Raw genomic sequence first — 11,451 nt, 5'->3', positions numbered from 1 at the left:
CTTTCTGACCGCTATCTCAGGCATCCTGAAGTCATGGCCAACACCAGCTCCCGCACCCTGCGACTGCTCTCCCTGCTCCAGACCCACCGGTTCTGGGCCGGGCCCGAGCTGGCCGAACGGCTGGAGGTGTCCGAGCGCACCCTGCGTCGCGACGTCGAGCGGCTGCGCGAGCTCGGCTATCCCGTCGACTCGGTGCGCGGCGTCGAGGGCGGCTACCAGCTCGGAGCCGGCGCCACGATGCCGCCCCTGACCGTCGACGAGGACGAGGCGATCGCCATGGTGGTGGCGCTCAACGGAGCAGCGCAGCTGACGTCGGGTGCGCTGTCGGAGGCGTCGGTCAGCGCCCTGTCCAAGGTCGTGCAGGTGCTGCCGCCCAAGCTTCGTCGGCGAGCAGAGGCGCTGCGGGCGGTGACCGACGACGCGCCCTTCTCCGAGGCACCGGCAGTGCAGGCCGAGGTCCTCGCAGCCGTCGCCCAGGCCACGCGTGACACCGAGCGCATCCGGTTCACCTACCGCGCGCGGGGCGGCCAGGTGGCGGGTGAGGACGTCCGGCGCCACGTCGAGCCGCACCGCCTGGTCACGGTGGGTCGGCGCTGGTACCTGCTCGGCTACGACCTCGACCGGCAGGACTGGCGTTCGTTCCGGCTCGATCGCCTGACCGAACCATTCGGGACCCGCTCACGATTCCGGGCCCGCGAGATCCCGGGAGGCGACGCCGCGGCCTACGTGCGAAAGGGACTGTCCCGCAACGAAACCCGTGTTGTCGTGCGCGCCACGGTGAGGGCATCGGCAGAGCAGGTGGAGAGGCGCACCGGGCGCTGGGCGCGCGTCACCCCCATCGACGACACCTCCTGCCGACTGGAGATGGACGCCGTGCACCCGGGGTGGGCGGCGTTCGGGCTGGGTGTGGTCGACGCACCGTTCACCCTCGAGGAAGCCACTCCGGAGGTGCTCGAGCTGCTGCGCCTGTGGTCGTCGCGCTTCACCGAGGCAGCCGGCACAGTCCAGAGCGGCTGACGGACCTCGGTGCGAAACTGCCGACATGACCGCGAACTGGCACCTCACCGTCGACTGCGCCGACACCTCCCGACTCGTGACCTTCTGGTGCGCGGCGCTCGGCTACGTCCCCGAGCCGGCCCCTGCCGGCTGGGACTCGTGGCTCGACTACTGGCGAGCGGGCGGCATACCCGAGGAGGAGCTCGTCGGTGCCGAGAACGGCAGCGGGGCGATCGTCGACCCCGAGGGGGTGCGACCGCGCATCTGGTTCCAGGAGGTGCCCGAGCCCAAGTCGGTCAAGAACCGGCTGCACATCGACGTCCGGCACACCCCGGGACGCGAGGCGATGCCGTACGCCGCGCGGCGGGCGAGCGTGGACGCCGAAGTCGAGCGGCTGGTCGCCCTGGGCGGGAGCATCGCCTACGTCAATGCCCCCGACGGCGCCGACTACTACGCCGTGACGCTGCGCGACCCCGAGGGCAACGAGTTCTGCGTGGTGTGACAACTGTGTGGCGTGACGGCTGCGTGGTTTGACGGCAGCGTGGTGCGACCGAACCGGTCCGGCCACCTGAGAGGCTGGCCCGGTGCTGACGACCAACGACATCGCCAAGTGCGAGAACTGGTTCGAGGACCACGGCCTGCCCTACTTCGTAGAGTCCGGCCACGAGGCGATCCAGAGGGCGCTGGCCCCCCGCATCGTGGGCCTCTGGGCCCTGGCCGCCGTCGTCCCGGCCGTGGTCGTCACCGTCGTCGCGCTCAACCTCGACCTCTCGGGCGGCGCGGCTGTGGCTGCGGGCCTGCTCGTCGCGGCGGCTGTCGCGCTGGGTCGGGCCATCCGCGTCTTCCGCGTCGGGCGGATCGGCCGGTGGGCGCTGGCCCACGCCTGGGAGAACCGTTCGCTCATCGGACCCCTCGCGACGCGGGCGCTGCCGTTCCTGTTGCTGTTCATCACCTTTCTGTTCATCAACACGGAGGTGTGGCAGGTCTCCTCGGCTCTGCCGCGACCGCTGCTGTGGGTCTGCGTCGGCATCTTCGCGCTGCTCGCCGTGGCGTTCCTCGCACCGTCGTTCGCGAGTGAGATCGAGCGGGTCGGCGTCGAGGTCGAGGGTGAGCGGCTGGCGTCGACCTGCCAGGGGACACCGGTGGCCTCGGCTGCGCGGGAGATCTTGTCCGAGCCGCACCTCGCCACCGAGGTCGCCGGCATCCGGCTGCCGAAGCTCCAGCGTCGCAACCTGATGCTGATGCTCTTCATCGCCCAGGCGATCCAGATGCTGTCGCTCGTCGTGATCGTGTTCGGGTTCTTCGTGGTCTTCGGCTCGATCGCGATCCGACCGAGCGTCATCCAGGCCTGGGTGGGCGAGAAGCCGCACTACACGGGCCCGTTCCACCTCATCAGTGACGAGCTGTTCTCGGTGGCGGTGTTCCTGTCGGCGTTCGCGGGTCTCTACTTCACGGTCCAGGCCGTCATCGACCAGAACTACCGTCGCGAGTTCTTCACCCGGATCCAGGACGACCTGCAACGCGCAATCGGCGTCCGCAAGGTCTACGTGGCCTTGCGTGCACACCTCACCACACCGCGGACCGACTGACCGGGCGCACGCCACGACGTAGGCTCCAGGCTGTGAACCGTCGCGTCTCGCTCGTCATCGGTGTCGTGCTCGTCCTCATCGGAATCGTCTGGACCCTGCAGGGCCTCGACATCCTCGGCGGGAGCGGCATGAGCGGGGTGGGCATCTGGGCGGTCATCGGGCCCTTCGTCGCCCTGATCGGGGTCGTCGTCGCCCTCGGCGCCCGCCGCCAAGACTGACGCATCCGGTATGCCGGCCCGGCACCGACCTCGCGCCGGTTCAGCAGCCGGTCCCCCCGTCAGCATGGTGCCCGGGCATGCAGCGCAGGCCCGCCGGGGTTCGGCGGGCCTGCCCTGAGCGGTCGCCTCAACGGCGCAGGAGACGTATCCCGGTCCCGAGCAACCAGAGCGCCAGTCCGGCCTGGAATGGGAAGAGCACCGTGTAGGCCACGTTGCCCGTCGTGACGAGAAGGGGCGCGGACGCGGCATACCCGAGGCCGCCGATGACGCCGACGACGGCGAGGACCCAGGCCGGCCGCGTGTGCGCGGCACGAGCCACGAGCACGGCGACCACGGCGCCCGAGATCCCGACCAACGGTGCCGAGGCGACCTGCAGCAGGACGTGGAGTTCGAGCACGGGTGTGGCCTCGTGGTGCTCCAGCGCGTGCGCTTCGCCTGCGGCCAGGAGGTGTGGGAGGACCTCGAGCGCTCCGAAGACCCAGGCGACCGACGCCGCAGGAAGCCACCGTTGGACCGAGGGACCGAAGGTGTGGCGTCGCCAGGCCACGACGAGGCCTGCTGCGGCGAGGACGCTTCCGACCAGGAGAACCCAGTGCGCCGGCGCCCACGCGGGGCTCTCGAACATCGACAGCAGGTGTGCGTCGACGGTGTCGCCGTGGCCATGCGGGTGGAGCTGACCGCCCAGCGCGATCCCCAGACCGCCCGTGGCGAACAGGATTGCGACGAGGCGACGACTGGCGCGCGGGGCCTGGGGGGCGGCGCCGGTCGCTGCCGAGTGGCTCAACCGTGCTTCGTTCGCGGACGGGGCCTCGACCGGGGTTGCCATCTCAGGCCACCACGAGGGTGTTGTGGGTGGAGACGATGCGCCACGCCCCGTCGGCCTGCCGGACGATGACGCTGGTCGACATGGCCTGGTGGACGCCTGCGAGCGGGCCAGCGGGGCTGTCGAGCGTGTTGGCCGAGAGGGCGAGGACGACGTCGGCAGCGAGGGCCTCTGCCCGGACCAGCTCCATCCGGTTGACGCTGCCGGCATAGATGGTCGCGAAGATCCCGGCGTGGCCGGCACCGATGGCCTCAGCCCCGAGGAGGCGGTCGCCGCGGATCGTGACGAACGAGGCGTCAGCGGTGTAGACGGCGCCGAAGGCCGCTCCGTCCGCGGCGTTCCAGGCGGACTCGAGGCGGGCGAGCGCCTCGGTCGCCACGGTCTGAGCCTCGGTGGTCAGGGTGGATGCGTTCATGGTCGTGCTTCCTTTCGCTGAGTTGGTATTCATTCATTAGTGATGCACTCAGTGAATATAGAGCAACTCAGCGAACCTGTACAGTGGTTGTCGTGACGACTTCTCGCACCTACCGATCCGAGCTCCGGGAGCAGCAGGCAGAGCGCACCCGCGAGCTCATCGCCGCGGCGGCCCGCACGCGGTTCCTCGAGGGTGGCTGGGCCGGGACGAGCGTCCGCTCGGTGGCGCAGCTGGCAGGAGTGTCGGAGGCGACGGTCTACAACGCCTACGGGAGCAAGGCCGGGCTGGCGAGCTCGCTGATCGACGCCGCCGAGCAGAGCGCGGACGTCCGCCGAGTCGTCGCCGAGCTGGAGCAGCACGAGGGCAACCCGGTCGAGCAGCTGCGGGCGTTCGTGGCCTTCGACCGACGGCTCTTCGAGCTGGGTGGCGACGTGCTGCGGCTCCTGGCCGAAGCCCGACGCCAGCACCCCGAGCTCGGTGCGGCCTACGAAGAGGGCAGGCGCCGGGGCGAAACCGAGCGCGCCAAGCTGTTCGGCTCATGGCCCAAGTCCTTGTGGCACAAGGGGATCAGCCTCAGCGTCGCCCTCGACATCTACGCCTTGGTGGTGTCGGTCGAGAGCTTCGTCATCGCGACGGAGGAACGCGGGTGGACCGGCGACCAGGTCGAACGGTGGTGGCAGACCACCCTGGTCCAGCTCCTGTTCAAGCCCGACCGGGGCCTCCGCGCGCGGGCCGGCGCCTGACGTCGCGCGAGTGAGCGCCAACTCACTCTCGAAGGCGTGCGAAGAGTGAGTTGGCGCTCACTCAGCGCTGCGAAACATCCGCGGCGACGAGTAAGGCCCCCGCCAGCGTTTCCGCGAGCGGGGGCCCCATCGTCTGTCTCAACTCAGAACAGTCGGTCGCCATGGCAACCGCGTGCGCCCGAAGGGATTCGAACCCCTAACCTTCTGATCCGTAGTCAGATGCTCTATCCGTTGAGCTACGGGCGCGAATGTCGCCCTGAGATTCCTTGTGGGACCGCCCAGAGCAACGACGGGAAAGACTACCGGCTCGACCCCGCGCCGACGAAATCGGTATGCCGCCCGCCTGGGGCGAGCACGCGGCATACCTCGCGTCGGTGGCCGGACCGGTGGGCCGCGACGGCGCTCGGTCGCCCTGAACGCGGCCCGGCGGCCACGGGCGGCCAGGGGCGGCCGCGTCCCGAAAGGCAAGAAACGCAACGGTTTTCGCCGCCTTCTTGCAGCGGTTGCAAGAAGGCTGCAAACTCACCCGACGTACTCGCCGGTTGTGAGGCTTTTCACGAGCGATCTACGACCCTCGCGGTATCTACTGGCGCGTAGGGGGGCGTACCTTGGCCAGATCAGGAGCGTTCACCATGTGGACACGCGGTCGGATGACCCGTGTCGGCGTGGACGCATCACCTCATGATCCGGGCGGCACACACCCGGGCGAAAGGGACGGCCGATCACATGACGACCGAGGCGACGCAGACTGACCAGCGCGCAGGCGGCACCACGCACGCCGGCCTGCAGGCATGGGTCGACGAGGTGGCAGCGATGACCACCCCCGACCACATCGAGTGGGTCACCGGCTCCGCCGCCGAGTGGACCCGACTGACCGACAAGCTCGTCGAGGCCGGCACCTTCGTGCGCCTCAACGAGGAGAAGAAGCCCAACAGCTTCTATGCAGCCTCCGACCCGACCGACGTCGCCCGGGTCGAGGACCGCACCTACATCTGCTCCGTGGACGAGAAGGACTCCGGGCCCACCAACAACTGGATGGACCCGAACGAGATGAAGGACCTGATGCGCGGGCTCTATGCCGGCTGCATGAAGGGCCGCACCATGTACGTCATCCCGTTCGTGATGGGTCACGTCGAGGCCGAGAACCCGATGTTCGGCGTCGAGATCACCGACTCCGAGTACGTCGTGGTCTCCATGCGGGTGATGGCCCGCACCGGCGTCAACGTGCTGCGGCGCATCGAGGAGCTCGGCGAGCACGCCAAGTACGTCCCCGCCCTGCACTCGGTCGGCGCCCCGCTCGAGCCGGGCCAGCAGGACGTGAAGTGGCCCTGCAACCCCGAGAAGTACATCGTCCAGTTCCCCGAGGAGCGGACGATCTGGTCGTTCGGCTCCGGCTACGGCGGCAACGCGCTCCTGGGCAAGAAGTGCTACTCGCTGCGCATCGCCTCGGCGATGGCCCGCGACGAGGGCTGGCTGGCCGAGCACATGCTCATCCTCAAGCTCATCTCCCCCGAGCAGCAGGTCTACTACATCGCCGCCGCGTTCCCGAGTGCCTGTGGCAAGACCAACCTCGCCATGCTGGCCCCGACCATCCCCGGCTGGAAGGTCGAGACCCTCGGCGACGACATCGCCTGGATGCGGTTCGGTGAGGACGGTCGCCTGTATGCCGTGAACCCCGAGTTCGGGTTCTTCGGCGTCGCGCCCGGCACCAACGAGCACACCAACCCCAACGCGATGAAGACCATCAACAAGGGCAACTCGGTCTTCACGAACGTGGCGCTCACCGACGACAACGACATCTGGTGGGAGGGGCTGGAGAACACCCCCGCCCACGCCACCAGCTGGAAGGGCCAGGACTGGACGCCCGACATCGGGGAGGCAGGCGAGCTGTCCAGCCACGCCAACAGCCGCTACTGCACCCCCATCGAGCAGTGCGACATCCTCGCGGACGAGTACTACGACCCCAAGGGTGTGCCGATCTCGGCGATCTTCTTCGGTGGCCGCCGCAAGACGACCGTGCCGCTGGTGACCGAGTCCCGCGACTGGATCCACGGCACCTTCATGGGCGCCACGCTCTCCTCGGAGACGACCGCCGCCGCGACCGGTGCCGTGGGCGTCGTCCGTCGCGACCCGATGGCGATGCTGCCGTTCATCGGCTACAACGCCGGCGACTACTTCCAGCACTGGGTCAACCTCGGCAAGGACGCCGACGCCTCCAAGCTGCCGAAGATCTTCTACGTCAACTGGTTCCGTCGTGACGAGGACGGTGGCTTCCTGTGGCCGGGCTTCGGCGAGAACAGCCGCGTCCTGAAGTGGGCCATCGAGCGCATCGAGGGCAAGGCTGCCGCCGTCGAGACCCCGATCGGCCACGTGCCGACCCCGGAGTCCCTCGACACCTCCGGCCTCGACATGAGCGACGCCGACATCGCGGCCGCCCTCAAGGTCGACCCCGAGGAGTGGAAGGCCGAGATCCCGCAGATCGAGGAGTGGTTCGCCAAGTTCGGCGACACCCTCCCCACCGCGCTCCAGGTCGAGCTCGACGGCCTCAAGGCCCGCCTCGGCGTCGAGTGACCACGCACTAGCAGGTATGCCGCCCACGCGGCATAGCGACGAAAGGCCCGGAACCCCTGTGGTTCCGGGCCTTTCGCGCGCTGGCTCGCAGACGAGCGTGCACGACACGCTGGGCGTCAGGGGGCCGCGTCAGCGTGTCGTGCACTCTCGAGGGTGGTGAGGTCGCGGGTCGCGTACTGGTGGTGGTACCACTCCTCGTTGACGATGCAGCCCACCACGTCGGCGACCAGGAAGTCCGACGGCTCGGGGTAGCCCGGCTCGGTGACCGGGGTCGTCCGCCCCACGAGCTTCTCCTCCGTCAGCCCGTCCACGACGGCGCGCATGCTGGCCATCCGGTCGCGCCGCAGCTCGAGCACCTCGTCGAGCGAGGGTCGCGCCGACCGGTCGCGAGGCACCTCGGGGATGTCGCCCATGTCGTCGTGCGGCAGGTCGAGCGGACTCCAGGGGGCCGGGTCGCCCAGCAGCGCGCGACGGATCCAGGCATCCGTGGCGAAGACGAGGTGGCGCAGCGTCTCGATGAAGGACCATTCGTCGTCGACCCGATCGTGCAACAGCTCGGGGTCGAGCTGCTGGGCCCGCTCGACCGTCTCGGCCCACCGGCGCTCGAGGATGTCCCACGCCTCGCGGAACTCCGCCGGCGTGTGGGGCCGCATCTTCGCGCGGTCGGGCTCACGGCGGTCCAGCTCGGCCTCGACGAACTCGGTCACGTCGACACCGTTGACCGTGAGCCGCTCCACCTCACCGGAGATCTCGACGTCGACCAGTTGTGACCCGCTGATCTTCGCCCCCTTGAGGGCGACGTTCCTGAACCGCGCGTTGACCAGGTAGGTGTCGTCGAAGACCGCGTCGGTGAAGTCGAACCGCCGGAACGTCGTCCCGCGGTGGGCACTGTCGAAACCTGGGTGCTCGTCGTGGTCGGTCATCGCGTCTCCCAGGTCCACTCGCCCGACACCGGCTGCCAGCCGGGCGGGGGGTCCTCGCCGACGCGGCCGTCGACGGCTTCGCGCAGCAGGTCGGCGTGACCGGTGTGGCGGCCGTACTCCTCGACCAGGTCGAGCAGCAGGCGACGCAGGTTGGCGTGGTTCCCCTCGTCGTCGTGTGCCTCGACCGCCCGGTCCAGCCCGCCGTCGGCCAGCGCCTCGCCCACCCTCGCCCTTGCCCGCGACACCGCACCGTCGTAGAGCGCGTAGAGGACCTCGGGTGGGTCGGTGGCCGCCGACTCGAACTCCCAGTCGTCGTTGCCGTCCCAGCCGTTGTCGTCCCAGGCCGGGTCCATCGGCGCACCGGTCAGCTGCACCGTGAACTTGTAGTCCTCGTTGGAGGCGAGGTGTTTGAGCAGCCCGCCGAGGGTGAGGCTGGAGGCGCCGACGCGGGCGTTCAGCCCGGCGGAGTCGAGCCCGTCGGCCTTGTAGCGGAAGGTGGCCCGCAGCCGCTCGAGGGCGCCCAGCAGGGCCCCCTCCTCGGTGCCGGCCAGCGGTGGCTCCCACGGGGTCTCGGTCACGGTGTCTGTCGTAGCCATGACTGCACGGTAGAACCGGTTCCGGACGTTCGGCTACCGCATCAACCCCTACCCTGTTGTCATGTCGTCCTCCGACACCAGCCCGACCGCGCGGGCCCTGCTCGCCCTCGAGCTGGTCCAGGGCAACCCAGGCATCACCGCCGGGCGCCTCGCCGACCGTCTGGGAGTGACCGAACGCGCGGCCCGCCGCTATGTCGCGATCCTGCGGGAGGCCGGCATACCCCTGGAGTCCGAACGTGGCCCCTATGGGGGCTACCGCGTCGGCCGCGGCCTGCGGCTGCCCCCGCTGATGTTCGAGGCCAGCGAGGCCCTGGCACTGGTCATGGCGGTGCTGGACGGACACCACCAGGCGGCGGACCCCTCCGACCCCGCAGGAAGTGCGCTCGGCAAGATCGTCCGGGCCCTCCCTGAGCCCGTCGCCGCCCAGGCGGAGGCGGTCCGCCGGGCCACCGCGCCCGCGCCGGACCGGTCCGCCGCGAGGCCGAACCCCCAGACGACGACCGCCCTCGTGCAGGCCAGCATCGACCGGGTCCGGGTACGGATCGGCTACCGGACCGAAGCGGGACGCGAGTGGTCGCAGGAGGTCGACCCGTGGGCCGTCGTGGTCCGCCACGGGCGCTGGTACCTCCTGTGCTGGAGCCACGCGGCGACGGCCGTGCGCGCGTTCCGGATCGACCGGGTCACCGCAGTCGCCACGCTGGTCGAGGCGTTCGTGCCGCCCGCGGACCTCGACCCGGTCGCTGAGCTCGAGGCCCACATGGCGGCCGGGTGGGAGTACGCCACCGACGTCCTCGTGGATGCCCCACTCGAGACCGTGAGCGGCATCCTCCCCCGCGGGCTCGGCCGGCTCGAGGAGGTCCCCGAGGGCGGCACGCGGCTGGTGGGGAGCACGAGCAACCCCACCTGGTATGCCGAGCAGCTGGCCGTCCTGCCCGTCCCCTTTCGCATCGTGGGCGGCCCCGAGCTGCGCGCTGCCGCGCAGCAGCTCGCCCAGCGGATGGCAGCCGCCGCCCACGACTGACTGGGTGGGTCTGAGCCGTCCGCCCGTCGCCCGCAACACGGCATACTCGCCGCATGGCGCAGAGTGGTTCACCACGCAGTGACTCCCACCAACCGCACGGGGTCGTCTTTCCCGAGGTGGACGGCAAGCGAAGCACGTCAGCGCTCGGGCGGGCCGTCGTCGCGGACGCCTTGCGAGGGGTGGACCCGGTCGGGGCACAGGCCGCGGAGCGAGAGACCAACTGGCGCCAGGGCTACCTGACCCACTTCAAGCGCTTGGTCGAGGCCGGCCTGCTGCGCGACGGCGAGGCGGCGGTCGACGTCGCGCGCGCCGGGCTGGACTCCCTCCACTCGCGCATGCGGGCCACGACGCCCAACGGGGAGGTGCCCCTCGATCAGGCCTTCGCGACGGGACGGGATGCGGCCCTCGGCACGGCGACGGTGCGGGGCACCGGCGAGCGCGCGACCGAGCTCAGCCTCCCGATGCACGGCGAGCGGCTGCGCGGTGATGCCCTGCACAGGCAGCTCGACGACTGGACCACTCGCGGCATCATCGAGCCCTCCGCGGCCGAGGCAGTCCGCACCGTGATGGCCAACCCGGAGTGGCTCGACCTGAGCGACCAACGCGTCGTCGTGCTCGGAGCCGGTGCCGAGATGGGACCCCTGCGCTCGATCCTGTCGTGGGGAGGGGAGGTGGTCGGCGTCGACCTGCCCCGTCCCGAGATCTGGAAGCGCGTCCTGAACGTCGCGGCGTCGTCGGCCGGGACCCTGCACCTGCCGGTGCCCGCCGAGGCGCGCTGGTCGGTCGGCGACCTCGCCACCCACGCCGGAGCGGACCTGCTCCACGGCCTCCCGGCCATCGCCGACTGGCTCACCGACGTGGAAGGGCCCATGGTGCTCGGCAACTACGTCTATGCCGACGGCGCCACGAACGTCCGGGTCTCCACCGCCGTCGACGCGCTCAGCACCGAGCTGATGACCCGACGGGCCGATGTCGCCCTCGCCTTCCTGGCCACGCCGACCGATGTCTTCGCCGTGCCGGGCGAGGCCGTCGAGCACTCCACCCGGAGCTACCGCGGACCGTCCACCCCGATGCGGCTGGTCCGGCCGGCGCTCCGGACGCTGAGCGGCGGCCGGCTGTTGCGCCGCAACTACGCGCCCGGCACCAACCCGGGACTCAACGACAGCCTGGTCCCGCAACAGGGGCCGAACTACGCTCTCGCCAAACGACTTCAGCGGTGGCGGGCCACCGTGGCCCGCCGCGACGGCCGCACCGTGTCGCTCAACGTCGCGCCTCCCACCCGGACCCGCTCGGTCGTGAAGAACCGTGCCCTGGCCAGCGCCTACGCCGGTGCGCACCGGTTCGGGATCGAGGTGTTCGAACCGGCCACGAGCAACACGTTCATGGCCGCCCTCCTCGTCCACGACCTGCGGACCGAGCCCCACAGCCCGACCACCCCTTGGCGCGAGGAAGCGGCGGGTGCCGTGCACGGCGGGCTGTGGCGGACCGCCTACGACCCGCGCAGCGCCCTCGGGATCGCTGTCGTGCTCGGTCTGGGCTCAGCCAGGACCTGAAGT

Annotated in this window: 12 protein-coding genes and 1 tRNA gene; 8 read left to right on the top strand and 5 right to left on the bottom strand. The window is 70.4% G+C overall.

All coding sequences use genetic code 11. The annotated features are described in order from the left end of the window. Window positions 1-33: 33 nt before the first annotated feature. The 4 genes from AC1DS4_RS14655 (at window position 34) to AC1DS4_RS14640 (ending at window position 2,803) form a co-directional block, all read left to right on the top strand. Entirely contained in the window at window positions 34-1,017 is a 984-nt protein-coding gene (locus AC1DS4_RS14655) for a helix-turn-helix transcriptional regulator (protein WP_477633686.1), read from the top strand. Between the two features lie 25 nt (window positions 1,018-1,042). Continuing rightward, window positions 1,043-1,498, top strand: a complete 456-nt coding sequence (locus AC1DS4_RS14650) for a VOC family protein (protein ID WP_477624794.1) — start codon at window positions 1,043-1,045, stop codon at window positions 1,496-1,498. 82 nt (window positions 1,499-1,580) lie between these two features. Further along, a complete protein-coding gene (locus tag AC1DS4_RS14645) occupies window positions 1,581-2,585 on the top strand; it encodes a hypothetical protein (RefSeq protein WP_477614462.1) in 1,005 nt (334 codons plus the stop codon). Between the two features lie 32 nt (window positions 2,586-2,617). Then, window positions 2,618-2,803, top strand: a complete 186-nt coding sequence (locus tag AC1DS4_RS14640; protein WP_477633685.1) for a hypothetical protein — start codon at window positions 2,618-2,620, stop codon at window positions 2,801-2,803. A gap of 127 nt (window positions 2,804-2,930) precedes the next feature. Here AC1DS4_RS14640 and AC1DS4_RS14635 read toward each other — a convergent pair whose 3' ends face one another. After that, window positions 2,931-3,587, bottom strand: coding sequence for a hypothetical protein (locus AC1DS4_RS14635; protein WP_477633684.1), 657 nt, complete (start codon window positions 3,585-3,587; stop codon window positions 2,931-2,933). A gap of 43 nt (window positions 3,588-3,630) precedes the next feature. Beyond that, window positions 3,631-4,041: an SgcJ/EcaC family oxidoreductase gene (locus AC1DS4_RS14630; protein ID WP_477633683.1), complete on the bottom strand. Its 411-nt coding sequence runs from the start codon at window positions 4,039-4,041 to the stop codon at window positions 3,631-3,633. 92 nt (window positions 4,042-4,133) lie between these two features. On the opposite strand from AC1DS4_RS14630, the gene AC1DS4_RS14625 reads away from it, so the two are divergent. After that, window positions 4,134-4,784, top strand: coding sequence for a TetR/AcrR family transcriptional regulator (locus tag AC1DS4_RS14625; RefSeq protein WP_477633682.1), 651 nt, complete (start codon window positions 4,134-4,136; stop codon window positions 4,782-4,784). A 173-nt stretch (window positions 4,785-4,957) separates the two neighbouring features. Here AC1DS4_RS14625 and AC1DS4_RS14620 read toward each other — a convergent pair. Next, window positions 4,958-5,030: transfer RNA gene (locus tag AC1DS4_RS14620), tRNA-Arg, on the bottom strand. Between the two features lie 480 nt (window positions 5,031-5,510). Here AC1DS4_RS14620 and AC1DS4_RS14615 point away from each other — a divergent pair. Next, on the top strand, window positions 5,511-7,355 hold the full coding sequence (locus AC1DS4_RS14615; RefSeq protein WP_477633681.1) for a phosphoenolpyruvate carboxykinase (GTP): 1,845 nt from the start codon (window positions 5,511-5,513) through the stop codon (window positions 7,353-7,355). Window positions 7,356-7,471: 116 nt separating this feature from the next. Here AC1DS4_RS14615 and AC1DS4_RS14610 read toward each other — a convergent pair whose 3' ends face one another. Beyond that, the gene (locus AC1DS4_RS14610; protein ID WP_477633680.1) at window positions 7,472-8,278 is read right to left on the bottom strand and encodes a DinB family protein; all 807 of its coding nucleotides are present in this window, start codon (window positions 8,276-8,278) and stop codon (window positions 7,472-7,474) included. Continuing rightward, window positions 8,275-8,874 (bottom strand): mycothiol transferase, encoded by a 600-nt coding sequence (locus AC1DS4_RS14605; RefSeq protein ID WP_477614450.1) that lies wholly within the window; start codon window positions 8,872-8,874, stop codon window positions 8,275-8,277. Before AC1DS4_RS14605 ends, AC1DS4_RS14610 begins: the two co-directional genes overlap by 4 nt. Before the next feature lie 61 nt (window positions 8,875-8,935). Here AC1DS4_RS14605 and AC1DS4_RS14600 point away from each other — a divergent pair, with 61 nt between their 5' ends. Further along, on the top strand, window positions 8,936-9,895 hold the full coding sequence (locus tag AC1DS4_RS14600) for a helix-turn-helix transcriptional regulator (RefSeq protein ID WP_477614449.1): 960 nt from the start codon (window positions 8,936-8,938) through the stop codon (window positions 9,893-9,895). A gap of 53 nt (window positions 9,896-9,948) precedes the next feature. After that, the gene (locus AC1DS4_RS14595; RefSeq protein ID WP_477614448.1) at window positions 9,949-11,448 is read left to right on the top strand and encodes a hypothetical protein; all 1,500 of its coding nucleotides are present in this window, start codon (window positions 9,949-9,951) and stop codon (window positions 11,446-11,448) included. Window positions 11,449-11,451: the final 3 nt, after the last annotated feature.

The sequence above is a fragment of the Pedococcus sp. P3_C7 genome (genome assembly GCF_056402615.1).
Note: the sequence above shows the minus strand (reverse complement) of the source record. Positions and strands in the feature narration are given on the sequence as shown.

Bases quoted from the DNA above. Each gene is read 5' to 3' on its own strand.
- AC1DS4_RS14610 (WP_477633680.1), bottom strand. From the start codon at position 8,278: ATGACCGACCACGACGAGCACCCAGGTTTCGACAGTGCCCACCGCGGG.
- AC1DS4_RS14595 (WP_477614448.1), top strand. From the start codon at position 9,949: ATGGCGCAGAGTGGTTCACCACGCAGTGACTCCCACCAACCGCACGGG.
- AC1DS4_RS14655 (WP_477633686.1), top strand. From the start codon at position 34: ATGGCCAACACCAGCTCCCGCACCCTGCGACTGCTCTCCCTGCTCCAG.
- AC1DS4_RS14605 (WP_477614450.1), bottom strand. From the start codon at position 8,874: ATGGCTACGACAGACACCGTGACCGAGACCCCGTGGGAGCCACCGCTG.
- AC1DS4_RS14600 (WP_477614449.1), top strand. From the start codon at position 8,936: ATGTCGTCCTCCGACACCAGCCCGACCGCGCGGGCCCTGCTCGCCCTC.
- AC1DS4_RS14615 (WP_477633681.1), top strand. From the start codon at position 5,511: ATGACGACCGAGGCGACGCAGACTGACCAGCGCGCAGGCGGCACCACG.
- AC1DS4_RS14650 (WP_477624794.1), top strand. From the start codon at position 1,043: ATGACCGCGAACTGGCACCTCACCGTCGACTGCGCCGACACCTCCCGA.
- AC1DS4_RS14630 (WP_477633683.1), bottom strand. From the start codon at position 4,041: ATGAACGCATCCACCCTGACCACCGAGGCTCAGACCGTGGCGACCGAG.